The organism is Caulobacter sp. 10L414 (genome assembly GCF_056395525.1).
The window spans coordinates 1-14474 of the sequence record NZ_JBFTJR010000033.1 but is presented as its reverse complement, the minus strand read 5'-3'; the positions used below and the strand labels follow the sequence as shown (position 1 = coordinate 14474).

The following is a 14474-nucleotide window of genomic DNA, read 5'->3' as shown; positions in this document are numbered from 1 at the left end:
GGCCTTTTTGCTGTCTGGAGCACGACCCCTCTCTCTTTGAGAGAGGGAGGGGCCCGCCGCGAAGCGGTGGGAGGGTGAGAGGTTACGAGGCTGGACGATGTGCCGGCGCTCCGTCTGACGCCGTAACCCCTCACCCCGACCCTCTCCCTCTGGGACAGGGGGAAGGTCCGTCAGCGGCTGACGATGATGCCGTCGAACTCGGGCAGGGCCAGTTTCAGCTTTTCGCGCGCGAAGGCGCCGGCCGTCAGGGGGCCATGCACCGTTCCGGGGCCGTCCTTGGCCGCCTGGACGTAGTAGTAGCCGACGGCGTCGTCGGGCGCGTCGCGGCGGGCGATGACGACATGGCGCTCGTCGCCGCCGTACTGGTCGATGCGTGGGCCCAGCACCGTCTCGCAGGTCAGGGCGTCGCGTTCCCAGCACAGGCGCAGGGCCTCGCCCTGGGCGTCGGAGGCCAGGCGGTAGCGGCCGGCGACGACCTCGTAGGTCCCCTGGAAGTCGAGCCAGCCCACCCCGCCGGCGCCGCGCACGTAGCGGACGTCGCGCTCGGTCCACTTGCCCTGCAGGCGCACCGTCTCGTGACACAGCGCGACATCGGGGATCGAGGTCATGCGGCAGGCCGCGGGCTTGCGCTGGGTGGGCGAGGGCGGCGGCGTCGGGGCGGGCAGCCTGCGCGCCTCGGCCAGGGCCGCCTCGCGGGCGATGGCCGCCTTCTCGATGCTGGCCTGCAGCTCCGGCGACAGCGTGAAGTCGGGCTGGGCGGCGCAGGCGCCGCCGGCGACGGCCAGCAAGGCGGCCGCCCCGGAAAAGCAGGCGGCGCGCAGCGGAGACAACCTCATCATTCGCGGGTCAGGTCCTGCCGCTGGAAGAGCGCCAGGGCCGCGGCCGACAGGCCGACCAGCCAGGCCAGCAGGAAGCCGAGCGCCAGGGCCCAGGGGGCGGGCTCGTCGGTGACGCTGCGCGGCATGAGCAGGACGGTCTTCAGCAGGTCGCCGGAGAAGGCCGGTATGGCCAGGGCCTTGAGGCTGGGCTCGTGCATCTGGCTGGCGACGATCGACTGGGCGGCGGCGAACACCAGCCCGACGATCAGCGCGCCCATGGTCGAGCGCGTGACGACGCCCACCACGGCCGACAGGGCGACCAGCACCATCAGCTGCAGCCAGCTGATCGCGAAGGTCCCGGCCAGGTCGACGAGGGGCGAGCCGCCCGGGTAGCCGACGAACGGTCCGCCGCTGGTGGCGGCGCTGAACAGGCCGCCCACGGCCGCGGCCAGGGTGTAGAGCACGAGGCTGATCGCCACCGCGCCCGCCACCGTCGCCAGCTTGGCCAGCAGCAGGTTCACGCGGCCGTTGCGCGGGGTCAGCAGCCGCCAGGTCTCCCAGCGATAGTCGCCGGCCAGCACCGCGGTCGACAGGATCAGCACGAACAGCCCCACGACCGGCGAGGCGCCGCCGGCCAGGGCCTTGACCATGCGCCCGACGATGTCGACGGGGATCGGCGGGGCGCCTTTCATCAGGCTGCGCGCGAAAAGCTCGCCGCCGATGTTGAGGACGAGGCCCGCGATCGGGGCGAAGAGCACGCCCCAGAACAGCGTCCCGCGATCCTTGAGCAGGCGGAAGCGTTCGGCGGAGATGGCGTCAGCGAGCATCGGCCGGCTCCTTGGCTTGCAGGATGTCGAGATAGGCGCTCTCCAGGTCGGCCTCGCGCCAGCGGGCCTCGTGGATGTCGACGCCGGCGCCCACCAGGGCGCGGATCAGGGCGGGGGCCTCGTGGCGCTCGATCTGGGCCAGCGCGGCGTCGGGGCCGTCAGCGCAGCCCTGCTCGCCGAGGATCTGCAGGACCTGGGGGAGGGGGCTGGCGACGATGCGCAGGGCGGGCTTGCGACCGGCCAGGGTCTCGACCGGCCCTTCGGCCACCAGCTTGCCCTTGGCCAGGATCGCCACCCGGTCGCAGACGCGCCGCACTTCGTCCAGCTGATGGCTGGCCAGGATGATGGTCGCGCCTTCCTCGGCGGCCAGGCGGCGGATCAGTTCGCGGATCTCCTGGATGCCGGCCGGGTCCATGCCGCTGGTCGGCTCGTCCAGGATGGCCAGGGTCGGGCGGGTGAAGAACACCGCCGCCAGTCCCAGCCGCTGCTTCATGCCCACCGAATAGGTCGAGGTCTTGCGGTCGGCCGCGGCCGTCAGGCCCACCCGGTCCAGCCAGCCGTCGATGTCGACGTCGCGGGCGCCGCTCTGCAGGGCCAGCATCTTCAGCGCGTCGCGGGCAGTCAGGTAGGGCGGGTAGCGCGGCGTCTCGATCATCGCGCCCACCCGGCGCAGCGACGAGGCGTGGCCGGCGGGCGATCCCGACAGGCGCGCGACGCCGGACGACGGCCGCACCAGGCCCATGGCGATGCGGAACAGGGTGCTCTTGCCCGCGCCGTTGGGGCCCAGCACGCCGAACACCCCGCCGGCGGGGATCCTCAGGGTCAGGTTGTCCAGCGCCCGCACGGCGCCATAGGTCTTGGTCAGCCCTTCGGCCTCGAGCGCGAAACTCATGCGGCGCAGGCCCGGCTCGGCGACATCGGACGACTCCCTTATGAACTTGTCGCGACTATGGGCGATGGAACGCAGGTCGGCCAAGTTGTTTGGCGGCTGCAATACGAATTGTCGCCGAGCTGTCCTATAGGGGCGGAACTCTTTGCTTCAGGGCCCGGCCATGACCGTTCTTTCCCGCTTCGCCGCATTCCTGGCGATCGCCGTCCTTTCCGGCTGCGCCACGGCGCCGCGTCCCGTCGCCGAGGGACCGCCCGCACAAGCCGCCCAGGGCAAGGCGCCGCTGACCATCCTGATCTCGATCGACGGTTTCCGCGCCGACTACCTCGACCGCGGCGACACCCCGGCCATGAAGGCCCTGGCCGATGACGGCGTGCGCGCGGCCATGCGCCCGTCGTTCCCGTCGCTGACCTTCCCCAATCACTACGCCCTGGTCACCGGCATGCGCCCTGACCACAACGGCATCGTCAGCAACACGATGGAGGACCCGCAGATCCCGGGCGTGACCTTCACGCTCTCCAACCGCGACGCCGTCACCGACACCCGCTGGTGGAGCATGGCCACGCCGATCTGGTCCACGGCCGAGAAGCAGGGCGTGCGCGCCGGCACCATGTTCTGGCCGGGCTCGGAAGCCGAGATCGCCGGCGTGCGGCCCACCAAATGGGCGGTGTTCGACCAGAAGAAGCCGTCCAACGACCGCGTCGACACCCTGCTGTCGTGGCTGGACGAGACCAGGGACGCGCCACTTGGCCTGGCCACGCTCTATTTCGACATCGTCGACAGCGCCGGCCACAAGTACGGGCCGGACTCGCCCGAGGTGCGCAAGGCCTCGGCCGAGGTCGACGTGGCGATCGCCCGTCTGGTCGAGGGGCTGAAGGCCCGCGGCCTCTATGACCGCACCAACCTGATCATCGTCGCCGACCACGGCATGGCTCCGCTGCCGGCCAGCCAGCGCGTGGTGCTCGACGACAGCGTCGACCTTTCCAAGCTGCGCTATGTGGGTCTCGGGGCCATCGCCAGCATCTATCCCAAGGCCGGCGAGGAGAAGGCGGTCACGGCCGCTCTGGTCAAGCCGCATCCGCACATGAGCTGCTGGGAGAAGGGCAAGATTCCGGCCCGCCTGCACTACGGCACGAACCGCCGCATCGGCCCGATCGTCTGTTCGGCGCAGACCGGCTGGTACATCACCACCGCCGCCTCGCAGAAGAAGCGCGAAGGCGAGGGCGGGGAGATGCGCGACGGCGGCGCCCATGGCTTCGACAACGCCGATCCGCTGATGCAGGCGGTGTTCGTGGCCCACGGTCCGGCCTTCAAGTCGGGCAAGACCCTGCCGGTGTTCGACAATGTCGACGTCTACCCGCTGCTGGCCAAGGTGATCGGCGTGAAGCCGGAAAAGGTCGACGGCGAACTGGCGCCGGTGAAGGCCGCTCTGCGCTGAACCAGGAAAGGGCGGGTCGCAAGGCTCGCCCTTTTTGCTTGCTCAGATAAATGCGTTATGCGTTAAATATTGCGTTCCAACGCAATAGGAGAGAGGCGCATGGCTCGCCTGACTTCCGCGCTTTGCTACAAGGACCCCAAGGCCGCCCTGAAGTGGCTGGAGGCGGCTTTCGGCTTCGAACTGGTGCTGCTGATCGAGGACGGCGAGGGCAATCTGGCCCACTCGCAGATGGCGCTGGGCGAGGCCCACGTGATGGTCGGCAACGAATGGAGCGCCGATCACGCCAGTCCCGCCTCGCTGGGCGGCAAGAACACCCAGACCGTGCACATCCACATCGAGGACGACGTCGACGCCCATTGCCAGCGCGCCCGCGCGGCCGGGGCCGAGATCCTGCAGGAGCCGGCCACCCAGTTCTACGGCGACCGCAGCTATCGTTGCCGCGACCTGGAGGGCCACATCTGGACGGTCGGCCAGACGGTCAAGGCCGTCACCCGCGAGGAGGCCGAGGCCGCCACCGGCCTGAAGATCCAGGGCTGGGCGTGAGCCCGGACGACTTCCGCCGGCTGGCGCTGGCCCTGCCGGGCGTCGTCGAGGGCGCGCACATGGGCACGGCCGACTTCCGCGTCGGGCGGATCTTCGCCACCCTGGGCTATCCCGACGCCCGCTTCGGCATGGTGCAGCTGACCCGCGACCTGCAGGAGATGCTGGTCGCCGCTGAGCCGGCCGCCTTCGTTCCGGTCAAGGGCGGCTGGGGCCTGAAGGGGGCGACCAACGTCGTCCTCGACGCCGTCGACGAGCCGACCCTGAAAAGCGCCCTGGAACAGGCCTGGCGGCTGAAAGCCGGCAAGCGGCTGCTCGCCGAACTGGACGCCCGGGCGTGAGCGTCGACCGCACCCTGGCGGCCCTGGCCGAGCCGCATCGCCGGCGCACGGTCGAGCTGCTGGCCGATGGTCCGCGCCGCGCGGGCGAGCTGGCGCAGGCGCTGGGCCTTTCGGCGCCGGCCATGAGCCGCCACCTGCGGGCGCTGCGCGAGGCGCGGCTGGTCGAGGAAAGCCATCCGCCGTTCGACGCCCGGGTGCGGGTCTACGCGCTGCGACCCGAGCCGATGACCGAGCTGAAGGCCTGGGCGGCCGCGGCCGAAGCGTTGTGGAGCGACCAACTTCTGGCGCTGAAGGCCCACATCGAGGCCGAGGAGGCATGAGCGCCCGCATCCTGGCGGCCCTGCGGATCAAGGCGTCGCTGGCGCGGGTGTTCGACGCCTTCGTCGGCGAGATCGGCGCCTGGTGGCGGCCCAATCCGCTGTTCTCGTTCACCCCGCGCTCGCCGGGCGTGCTGGCCTTCGAAGGCGAGGGGGAGGGCGCGCGCCTCGTCGAGCGCCTGGCCTCGGGCAAGGTGTTCGAGATCGGTCACGTGCGGACCTGGGCGCGCGGCGAGCGGCTGGTGTTCGGCTGGCGGCAGGCGGCGTTCGCGCCCGGCATGGACACCGAGGTCGAGGTGACCTTCGAGGCCGTCGGCGAGGAGACGCGCGTGACCGTGCAGCATCGCGGCTGGGAGACCGTGCCGGCCGACCACGTGGCCCGCCACGGCTTTCCCGACCAGCTGTTCCTCCTGCGCCACGGCCAGTGGTGGACCGGACTGCTGGAGGGGCTGGCCGCGCATGTCCGCTGACGGATCCTGCGCCCTTCGAGGCCCGCTGCGCGGGCGCCTCAGGATGAGGTCGTGCTTACACTGAACTCCTCATCCTGAGGTGCGAGCCGAAGGCGAGCCTCGAAGGACGCAACGCCCTTGCCGATTATCCGGCAGGCGGTCAAACATCCCGCCCCCGGGAGGTTGCATGTCCGAACCCATCGTCCATCCGGCCCGCAAGGCGGCGCTGGGCTTCATCTTCGTCACCGCCCTGATGGACGTGCTGTCGCTCGGCCTGATGATCCCCGTGCTGCCCAGCCTGGTGAAGGAGATGGCCGGCGGCCACACCGACGCCGCCGCCCAGTGGACGGCCGCCTTCGGCATGGTGTGGGGCGCGATGCAGTTCTTCTGCTCGCCGATCCTGGGCATGATGTCCGACCGCTTCGGGCGGCGGCCGGTGATCCTGATCTCGATCTTCGGCCTGGGCGTCGACTACATCTTCATGGCCCTGGCCCCGACCCTGTGGTGGCTGTTCGTCGGGCGGATCATCCACGGGGCCACGGCGGCCAGCTTCTCGGCGGCGGGCGCCTACATCGCCGACGTCACGCCCGAGAAGGGCCGGGCCAAGGCCTTCGGCCTGATCGGCGCGGCCTGGAGCGTAGGCTTCATCGCCGGTCCCGCCCTGGGCGGCCTGCTCGGCAAGATCGACCTGCACCTGCCGTTCTGGGTGGCTGCGGCCATGGCCCTGCTGAACTGGCTCTACGGCCTGCTGGTGCTGCCTGAATCCCTGCCGCCGGAAAAGCGCATCAGGCGCTTCGACTGGACCAAGGCCAATCCCGTCGGTTCGCTGAAGCTCCTGGGCTCGCACCCCGACCTGCCGCGCCTGGGCGTCGTCAGCTTCCTGATGCAGCTGGCCCACAACGCCTATCCCAGCGTCTTCGTGCTCTACACCGGCTATCGCTACGGCTGGGACACCGCCCAGATCGGCCTTCTGATGATGCTGTCGGGCGTGCTGGGGGTGATCGTCCAGGCCCTGCTGATCGGGCCGATCGTCGACCGCCTGAAGGAGCGCGGCGCGGTGATCTTGGGTCTTGTCTGCTTCTTCGTGTCGTTCGCGGTGTTCGCCTTCGCGCCCAACGGCTGGATCTTCGCCTCGGGCCTCGCCGTCAGCGCCTTCGCCGCCCTGATCCAGCCCGGCCTGATGGGCATGATGACCAAGCGCGTCGGCCCCAGCGAGCAGGGCCAGCTGCAGGGCGCCAACTCGGCGATCATGGGGCTGACGGCGATCATCGGCCCGGCGCTCTACGGCCTGTCGCTGGCCTTCGCCGTGCGCCACGAGCAGACCCTGCACCTGCCGGGCCTGCCGCTGGTCATCGCCGGCCTCCTGGCCCTGGGCGGCCTGCTGGTCATCCTGGGCACCCGCAGGGCCCGTCCGCTGGCGGTCGCGGAACCGGGCCTTGATCCCGCGCGCTGAACGCCTTGATTGCGCCTGAAAACTTCGCTGTTTAAGGGGCGAGAGCGCGCGTCTGGGCTCTCGGAGACCGGGCGCGCCGCAAGATTTGACGGAGCCATCGACTTGTCCAAGCCCGCCCTTCGCGTCCTGCTTCCGACCCTGGCCCTCCTGGCCGCCTGCTCGGATCCGGCCTCGCGCAGCCAGGCCCAGTCCATCCCGGAACTCGCCCAGCCCACCCGCAAGGCGCCCACCGATCCGGGCTCGATGAAGGCGTCCTTCGCCCCGGTGGTGAAGAAGACGGCCCCCGCCATCGTCAACGTCGCCAGCCGTCGCGTCGTGCAGCGCCAGCAGTCGCGCGACCCGTTCTGGGATTTCTTCATGGGCGGGGCGGGCGGCACGCCGCGCGCCCAGGTGCAGGGCTCGCTCGGTTCGGGCGCCATCGTCCGCGCCGACGGTGTGATCATCACCAATCACCACAACATCGAGAACATGAGCGACATCACCGTGCAGCTCGCCGACCGCCGCGAGTTCCCGGCCACGGTGCTGCTCGACGACCCGCGCTCGGACCTGGCGGTGCTGAAGATCGACACCAAGGGCGAGCGCCTGCCCACCATCGCCATCGACGACCAGGAGCAGCTCGAGGTCGGCGACCTGGTGCTGGCCATGGGCAACCCGTTCGGCGTCGGCCAGACCGTCACCAACGGCATCGTCTCGGCCCTGGCCCGCACCGACGTCGGCGCGGCCGAGTTCGGCAGCTACATCCAGACCGACGCGGCCATCAATCCGGGCAATTCCGGCGGCCCGCTGGTCGACATGGACGGTGATCTGATCGGGGTGAACACCTTCATCATCTCGCGCTCGGGCTCGTCCAGCGGCGTCGGCTTCGCCATTCCGGCGGCCGTGGTGCGCCAGGTGGTGCAGACGGCCCTGGGCGGCGCCCACAGCGTCGTGCGGCCGTGGCTGGGCGTGCGCGGCCAGCCGGTGACCGGCGACCTGGCCAAGAGCCTGGGCATGACCACCCCGCGCGGCGTGCTGGTCTCCGACGTCTATGCCGGCGCCTCGGCCGACAAGGGCGGCATCAAGGAAGGCGACGTCATCCTGTCGATCGACGGCCAGGCGGTGAACGACGAGGGCGGCGGCGCCTTCGCCATCGGCACCCACAAGGTCGGCGACCGCGTACCGGTGCTGATCCGTCGCGGCGACCGCGAGCAGACCCTGACCATCCGCGCCGAGGCCGCGCCGGAAGTTCCGGCTAAGGACGAACGCACGATCAGCGGCCGCAATCCCTTCGACGGCGCGACGGTGATGAACCTGTCGCCCGCCGCCGCCCAGGACATCGGCGCCGACGCCTTCGCCGGCAAGGGCGTGCTGGTCACCAAGGTCGGCCAGGGCTTCGCCTTGAACGCCGGCCTGCGCCCGGGCGACTTCGTGCGCGAGGTCAACGGCCGGGCGATCAACACCACGGCCGATCTGGCCGCCGCCACCCGCGGCGACGCGGCGACCTGGAACATCGTCATCGAGCGCAACGGCCAGCGCATCGCGGCCCGCTTCCGCACCTGAGGCCTTGAACCCTCTCCCCTCCGGGAGAGGGTTTCCGCGCAAGCGCTAACCTCCTAAACGTGTCGGCATGTCCGATCTCTTCCAAGCCGCCGGCATCGCGCCCCATGCGCCCGCGCCGCTGGCCGACCGCCTGCGTCCGCAAAGCCTCGACGAGGTCGTGGGCCAGGAGCACCTGCTCGGCCCCGACGGTCCCATCGGCCGGATGGCGGCCGCCCATCGCCTGGCCTCGATGATCCTCTGGGGGCCGCCCGGCACCGGCAAGACCACCATCGCCCGCCTGCTGGCCAAGGCCGGCGGCTACGAGTTCATGCAGATCTCGGCGGTGTTCTCGGGCGTCGCCGATCTGAAGAAGGCCTTCGAGCAGGCCCGCATGCGTCGCCAGTCGGGGCAGTCGACGCTGCTGTTCGTCGACGAGATCCATCGCTTCAACCGCGCCCAGCAGGACGGCTTCCTGCCGTTCGTGGAGGAGGGGATCGTCACCCTCGTCGGCGCCACCACCGAGAACCCCTCGTTCGAGCTCAACGGCGCCTTGCTGTCGCGCTGTCAGGTGTTCGTGCTCAAGCGCCTGGACGAGGCGTCGCTGGAGGCGCTGCTGGCCAAGGCCGAGGCGGCCGAGAACCGCAAGCTCCCCGTCGACGCCGAGGCTCGCCAGGTCCTGGTCGCCATGGCCGACGGCGACGGCCGCTACCTGCTGACCCTGACCGAGACCCTGCTGTCGATCGGCACGGACACGCCGCTCAACCCGACCCAGCTGGGCCAGCTGCTGCAGAAGCGCCGCCCCGCCTACGACAAGGATCGCGAGGAGCACTACAACCTCATCTCGGCCCTGCATAAGTCGGTGCGGGGCTCCGATCCCGACGCGGCCCTCTATTGGCTGGCGCGGATGCTGGAGGGCGGCGAGGACCCGCTGTTCATCGCCCGCCGCCTGGTGCGCATGGCCAGCGAGGACATCGGCGCGGCCGATCCGCTGAGCCTGCTGCTGACCACGGCGGCCAAGGACGCCTACGACTTCCTGGGCAGCCCGGAAGGCGAGCTGGCCCTGGCCCAGGCCGTCGTGCACATGGCCAGCGCGCCCAAGTCCAACGCCGTCTACACCGCCTACAAGGCCGCCCGCCGCGCCGCCAAGGAGACCGGCAGCCTCACCCCGCCGGCCCATATCCTCAACGCGCCGAGCAAGCTGATGAAGACCCTCGGCTATGGCGACGGCTACGCCTACGACCACGATGTCGAGGGCGGCGTGTCGGGCCAGAACTACTTCCCCGACGGCATGGCCCGCCCGAAGTTCTACGAGCCCAAGCACATCGGCGCCGAAGCCAAGGTCAAGGAACGCCTGGACCACTGGAGCCAGCTGCGCCGGGGCGGTAAGTGACGGCGATGTCCAAGCCGCCTCGCCGCCCCCCCGCCCAGCCCAAGCCCAAAGCCTCCGACACCCCGATCGAGCTGACGCCCGACGAGGTGGCCTTCACGCGCTCGCTGGTGATCCACGAGGACGACAGCGTCTTCGTGCTGAACAAGCCCGCGGGCCTGTCCAGCCAGGGCGGCCGGATCAAGGCTCACACGCTGGACGACCTGCTCTGGGCCCTGGCCCGGCGCGACCGGCCGCGTCCGCGCCTGATCCATCGCCTGGATCGCGACACCTCGGGCGTGATCCTCACCGCGCGCACCAAGCCGGCGGCGACTTTCCTGGGCAAGGCCCTGATGGGCAAGCGCTTCCGCAAGACCTACCTGGCCATCGTCGCGCCCGGCGCGCCCGAGCCGCGCGGCGGCCAGATCGACAGCCCCCTTCGTCGAGAATCGATCGGCCGCGAGGCCTACATGCGGGTCTGCGAGCCCGATCACCCCGACGCCGAGACCGCCCGCAGCCGCTATCGCACCCTGGCCGCCAACGCCCAGGCGGCGCTGGTCGAGCTGTCGCCTGACACCGGCCGCATGCACCAGTTGCGCGTCCACATGGCCTCGATCGGCCGGCCGATCGCCGGCGACAGCCGCTATGGCGGAACGCTGACGCTGGCCGGCGCGCCCGTGCCGCGGCTGATGCTGCACGCCGCTCGGCTGGTGTTCCCCCATCCCGAGGGCGGCGAGCGACGCATCGAGGCCCCGCTGCCGGACGACTTCAAGGCCGTGCTGGAAAGACTGGACTTGGCGCTGCCGGAACGCTGAACTTGGCCGAGCCGTTTGAGAGGCAAGGGAGAAACGCCATGAAGACCCCGCTCGCTCTCGTCGCCAGCGCCCTCATCCTCGGCGCCTGCGCCACCGCCCAGCCCACCGTCTATCGGCCGCAGGCCAGCGCCACCGACGTCGGCTTCGCCCAGTACAAGATGGAAGACGGCCGCTATCGCGTGACCTTCCGCGGCGGCCCCGGCGCGCCGGTGGGCCAGGTGACCGACTACGCGCTGCTGCGCGCGGCCGAACTGGCCCTGGCCGACGGCTATCCCTGGTTCCGCGTCGCCGACCGCGTCACCCAGTCGACCGGGGGAGGGGGCGGCCCCACCTTCTCGGTCGGCGGCGGTTCGGGCAGCTATGGCCGCCGCTCGTCGGTGGGCCTGGGCGTGGGCACGAGCTTCAACCTTGGCCCGGGGCCGGCGCTCAGCACCACGCTGGAGGTCGTGTTCGGCAAGGGTCCCCGCCCGCCGGGCGAGGCCTACGACGCCCAGAGCGTCGTCAACACCATCGGCAAGGGCATGGGCCGCGTTTAGGGCGGCGCCGTCATCCAGCCATTCTAGGATTGTCATCCCGGCCGCAGCGAAGCGGAGCGCCGGGATCTCCCACGGGGGCCGAACCTGCTGACGTGCGAGATCCCGGCTCTACGGATCGCTGACGCGCTCCTGCGGCCGGGATGACAAGTTTCTTGCTTGTCGAGCGACGCCCTAAGCCGCGTTGCGCGCCGCGTAGGGGTGGGCCGCCCGCAGCGAGGCGTGGCTGAGGCCGGCGGTCTCGGCGGCGGCGAAATAGCCCTCGGCCGGCAGGCCCTGCAGGCTGACCATCGGCGCCAGGCCGCGGGCCTCGCGGCCGAAGGCCATGATGTCCATGGCGATCTTCTCGGCCGGGCCGCCAAGGTCGCAGGCGTCCAGCGTCAGGCCGGCCAGGCGGGCGTCGCGCAGGTGCTTGAAGGCTTCCTTGTCGGGCGGCACGCGGGCGATGACGCCGCGGGTCAGGGCCTTCAGCAGGCCCACCACTTCCAGCAGGCGGCCGGCGGGCGTGCCGCGGGTGACGTCCACCAGTTCGATCATCACGCCGCCGCGCAGCAGGGCCAGCGACAGGCCCGAGGTGCCGGTGAGCAGGTCGCGGCCGCGCTGGGTGCCCAGCGTGCGGAACGAGGCCGGCAGCACCAGGTCGGGGCGCTCGTTGCCCTGGGCGGCCTTGGCGAAGGCCGCGCCGTAGCGCAGCGTCGCCTCGTCGATGAAGGCGATGTCCTTGTCGGCCAGCTTGGTGATCGCGCGGCCGCTGATCGAGCGGCCGGTGCCCAGGTGGGTGACGATCGGCTCGACGCGGATGGCCGTGGTGACATTGCGGCGCAGGCCGATGACGTGCTCCAGCGCGAAGTCGACGCGCAGGGCCGCGCCGCCGCTGGTGGTGAAGGCCACCGGGGTGCGGCGCATCTCGTCGCTGACGTCGATGTCGGCGCGGAAGGGCGAGCGTTCGGAGTCGCGGCGGGCGCGGGCGGCCAGCACCACGGACGGATCGATCGGACGGCAGACGACGCCGCCGGGCTCGATGCCGATCACCGAGCGCACGCCGATGTCCTTCAGTTCGGCCGCGCCCAGCAGGTGGGTCAGCACGTCCTCGAGGATGCGGATGCTGGCGGCCTGGGCCGACAGGCCCTGGTCGTTGTGCGTGGCGATCAGGAAGTCGTCCTCGCTGACCCGGCCGCGCAGGTCGGCGCGATCCAGATGTTCGTTCAGCTTGCGCTCGACATAGGTCCACACGTCGGTGCGCTTCTGGTCCCACCAGTCGCCGGCCCAGCGGCGGATGGCCTTGATGCTGATGACGTTGACCGCGCCGCGGCCGACCAGATCGGATCCGGCCAGGCGGTTCAGCATCGCCGGCGGCAGGGCCAGGCGTTCGGTCGTGTCGTCCTTGGGGGGCAGGGAGGCGGGCATCTGACCGTGGGATTCGCGAGTGGAGCCCATAGGTTGCGCCCGCCGCCGTTAACCCGCCGTGCAGGAACAGGGTTGAGGTGACCTTTACCCTTTCGGCAAAACCTTGTCGGGCAAGACTCTTTCTGGTTTCGGGGCGTTAATTTTTTGCGTTGCGGCATCGTGAGGAGCGGGCGCGGGCGCATCGCCCTTGCGACGCATCGACCGCCCGGCTCGCCCCGGCCTTGGCGTTCGGCGCCGCTCGGCGCATAAGGGGCCCATGAACAAGGTGCTTCTCGTCGCCGTGGGCGGCGCCGCCGGCTCCGTCGCCCGCTATCTGGTGGGCATGGCCGCGCTGCGCTGGATCGGTCCGGGCTGGCCCTGGGGCACGCTGACCGTCAACATCGTCGGCGGTTTCCTGATGGGAGCCGTCACCGGCTGGCTGGCGTTCCGTTCGGCCGGCCAGCAGGAGACCTTCCGCGTGCTGCTGGCCACCGGCGTGCTCGGGGGCTTCACCACCTTTTCGGCCTTTGCGCTGGAGACCGCGCTGATGATCGAGAAGCGCGCCTACGGCTCGGCCCTGACCTACACCGCCCTCAGCGTGATCCTCGCGCTGTCGGCCCTTTTCGCGGGCCTCATGCTTGCCCGCAGGATGTTCGCATGAAGGAAGTTCGCACCCTGTACGTCGACGGGGGCGAGGACGGGGTCCGCCTCGACCGCTGGTTCAAGCGCCGCTGGCCGCACCTGAACCACGTCCAGCTCAACAAGCTGTTCCGCTCGGGCCAGGTCCGGGTCGACGGCTCGCGCGCCAAGGCCGACACCAAGCTGGCCGCCGGCAGCCAGATCCGCGTGCCGCCGCTGCCCGACGCGCCCGATCCGGCCGACAAGGGCAAGCTGTCGCCGCGCGACATCGCCTACGCCCGCTCGCTGGTGCTCTATGAAGACGAGGACGTCCTGGCGCTGAACAAGCCGGCGGGCCTGGCCGTGCAGGGCGGCACCAAGACCACCAAGCACATCGACAAGCTGCTCAGCGCCTGGGGCGAGGGCGTCGATCGCCCGCGCCTGGTGCACCGCCTCGACCGCGACACCTCCGGCGTGCTGCTGCTGGGCAAGAGCCCCAGCGCGGCGGCCAAGCTGTCGGGCGCCTTCGCCAAGCGCAAGGCGCAGAAGACCTATTGGGCCATCGTCGTGGGCAACCCGCACCCGACCGAAGGCGTGATCGAGCTGCACCTGGCCAAGCGCGGCGTCAACGATCGCGAGATCGTCGTGCCCGCCGATCCCAAGGACAAGGACGCCTCGCCGGCCGAGACCGAGTTCGTCACCATCAGCCGCGCGGGCCCGCGCGCCTCGTGGATGGCGCTGCGTCCGCACACCGGCCGCACCCACCAGCTGCGCGCCCACATGAAGGCCATCGGCCACCCGATCCTGGGCGATCCCAAGTACGGCGACGACAAGTCCGCGCCGCTGTCCGAGGGGCTGAAGCTGCAGCTGCACGCCCGTTCGATCCTGTTGCCGCACCCCAGCGCCGGCATGCTGCACATCGAAGCGCCGCTCAGCCCCGAGATGCAGGCCGGTTTCGCCAAGTTCGGCTTCTCCGAGGACGAGGCCGAACAGAACCCGTTCGCCCGCCGCCAGACCAAGCGGCGATGAACCAAGGCCTCGTCCAGCAGGCCTGGGATCTGGTCGGCAAGGGCCAGGCCGAGCAGGCGATCGCCCTGACGGCCGCCGCCGCGGCGCGGCCGACCGCCATGCCCGGCCTGCTGGTGGCGCACGCCGCCGCGCTGACG

The 14474-nt window shown here is 70.8% G+C and carries 16 protein-coding genes and 2 pseudogenes; 12 read left to right on the top strand and 6 right to left on the bottom strand.

Annotated features, from left to right (window positions below; translation table 11 throughout):
- Positions 1-20: 20 nt before the first annotated feature.
- The 4 genes and pseudogenes from AC1DCG_RS14365 to AC1DCG_RS14350 form a co-directional block, all read right to left on the bottom strand.
- Positions 21-158 (bottom strand): annotated as a pseudogene (locus tag AC1DCG_RS14365) (hypothetical protein); the annotation flags it as partial.
- A 12-nt stretch (positions 159-170) separates the two neighbouring features.
- Entirely contained in the window at positions 171-839 is a 669-nt protein-coding gene (locus AC1DCG_RS14360) for a hypothetical protein (protein WP_477030634.1), read from the bottom strand.
- Positions 836-1645 (bottom strand): ABC-2 transporter permease, encoded by an 810-nt coding sequence (locus AC1DCG_RS14355; RefSeq protein ID WP_477036805.1) that lies wholly within the window; start codon positions 1643-1645, stop codon positions 836-838. The genes AC1DCG_RS14360 and AC1DCG_RS14355 overlap by 4 nt, the downstream gene beginning before the upstream one ends.
- Positions 1635-2537 (bottom strand): ABC transporter ATP-binding protein, encoded by a 903-nt coding sequence (locus AC1DCG_RS14350; RefSeq protein ID WP_477030632.1) that lies wholly within the window; start codon positions 2535-2537, stop codon positions 1635-1637. The genes AC1DCG_RS14355 and AC1DCG_RS14350 overlap by 11 nt, the downstream gene beginning before the upstream one ends.
- A 160-nt stretch (positions 2538-2697) precedes the next feature.
- On the opposite strand from AC1DCG_RS14350, the gene AC1DCG_RS14345 reads away from it, so the two are divergent.
- The 5 genes from AC1DCG_RS14345 (at position 2698) to AC1DCG_RS14325 (ending at position 5640) form a co-directional block, all read left to right on the top strand.
- Positions 2698-3972 carry an alkaline phosphatase family protein gene (locus AC1DCG_RS14345; protein ID WP_477030631.1) on the top strand — a complete coding sequence of 425 codons (1275 nt, stop codon included), beginning with the start codon at positions 2698-2700 and terminating at the stop codon, positions 3970-3972.
- A gap of 99 nt (positions 3973-4071) precedes the next feature.
- Positions 4072-4515 carry a VOC family protein gene (locus AC1DCG_RS14340; RefSeq protein ID WP_477030630.1) on the top strand — a complete coding sequence of 148 codons (444 nt, stop codon included), beginning with the start codon at positions 4072-4074 and terminating at the stop codon, positions 4513-4515.
- Positions 4512-4853 carry an MmcQ/YjbR family DNA-binding protein gene (locus AC1DCG_RS14335; protein ID WP_165262870.1) on the top strand — a complete coding sequence of 114 codons (342 nt, stop codon included), beginning with the start codon at positions 4512-4514 and terminating at the stop codon, positions 4851-4853. The genes AC1DCG_RS14340 and AC1DCG_RS14335 overlap by 4 nt, the downstream gene beginning before the upstream one ends.
- Positions 4850-5173: an ArsR/SmtB family transcription factor gene (locus AC1DCG_RS14330; RefSeq protein WP_477030629.1), complete on the top strand. Its 324-nt coding sequence runs from the start codon at positions 4850-4852 to the stop codon at positions 5171-5173. Before AC1DCG_RS14335 ends, AC1DCG_RS14330 begins: the two co-directional genes overlap by 4 nt.
- The gene (locus AC1DCG_RS14325) at positions 5170-5640 is read left to right on the top strand and encodes an SRPBCC domain-containing protein (protein WP_477036804.1); all 471 of its coding nucleotides are present in this window, start codon (positions 5170-5172) and stop codon (positions 5638-5640) included. Before AC1DCG_RS14330 ends, AC1DCG_RS14325 begins: the two co-directional genes overlap by 4 nt.
- A gap of 4 nt (positions 5641-5644) precedes the next feature.
- Here the strand turns inward: AC1DCG_RS14325 and AC1DCG_RS14320 are convergent.
- Positions 5645-5765: pseudogene (locus AC1DCG_RS14320) on the bottom strand (hypothetical protein); the annotation flags it as partial.
- A gap of 41 nt (positions 5766-5806) precedes the next feature.
- Between AC1DCG_RS14320 and AC1DCG_RS14315 the strand changes: the two are divergent.
- The 5 genes from AC1DCG_RS14315 (at position 5807) to AC1DCG_RS14295 (ending at position 11307) form a co-directional block, all read left to right on the top strand.
- A complete protein-coding gene (locus AC1DCG_RS14315; RefSeq protein WP_477030627.1) occupies positions 5807-7072 on the top strand; it encodes a TCR/Tet family MFS transporter in 1266 nt (421 codons plus the stop codon).
- Positions 7073-7174: 102 nt separating this feature from the next.
- Positions 7175-8611 carry a Do family serine endopeptidase gene (locus AC1DCG_RS14310; RefSeq protein WP_165262878.1) on the top strand — a complete coding sequence of 479 codons (1437 nt, stop codon included), beginning with the start codon at positions 7175-7177 and terminating at the stop codon, positions 8609-8611.
- Positions 8612-8678: 67 nt separating this feature from the next.
- Complete coding sequence (locus tag AC1DCG_RS14305) at positions 8679-9980, top strand: replication-associated recombination protein A (protein ID WP_477030625.1); 1302 nt, start codon at positions 8679-8681, stop codon at positions 9978-9980.
- A gap of 5 nt (positions 9981-9985) precedes the next feature.
- Positions 9986-10771 (top strand): RluA family pseudouridine synthase, encoded by a 786-nt coding sequence (locus AC1DCG_RS14300; protein WP_477036802.1) that lies wholly within the window; start codon positions 9986-9988, stop codon positions 10769-10771.
- Positions 10772-10809: 38 nt separating this feature from the next.
- The gene (locus tag AC1DCG_RS14295; protein WP_165262884.1) at positions 10810-11307 is read left to right on the top strand and encodes a CC0125/CC1285 family lipoprotein; all 498 of its coding nucleotides are present in this window, start codon (positions 10810-10812) and stop codon (positions 11305-11307) included.
- A 171-nt stretch (positions 11308-11478) separates the two neighbouring features.
- Here the strand turns inward: AC1DCG_RS14295 and AC1DCG_RS14290 are convergent, their stop codons facing one another.
- Positions 11479-12711, bottom strand: coding sequence for a hypothetical protein (locus tag AC1DCG_RS14290; protein ID WP_165262886.1), 1233 nt, complete (start codon positions 12709-12711; stop codon positions 11479-11481).
- Between the two features lie 256 nt (positions 12712-12967).
- On the opposite strand from AC1DCG_RS14290, the gene crcB reads away from it, so the two are divergent.
- Together crcB and AC1DCG_RS14280 are read left to right on the top strand one after the other, a co-directional pair.
- Complete coding sequence (gene crcB / locus AC1DCG_RS14285) at positions 12968-13351, top strand: fluoride efflux transporter CrcB (RefSeq protein ID WP_477030621.1); 384 nt, start codon at positions 12968-12970, stop codon at positions 13349-13351.
- Positions 13348-14337, top strand: coding sequence for an RluA family pseudouridine synthase (locus AC1DCG_RS14280; protein WP_165262890.1), 990 nt, complete (start codon positions 13348-13350; stop codon positions 14335-14337). Before crcB ends, AC1DCG_RS14280 begins: the two co-directional genes overlap by 4 nt.
- Positions 14338-14474: the final 137 nt, after the last annotated feature.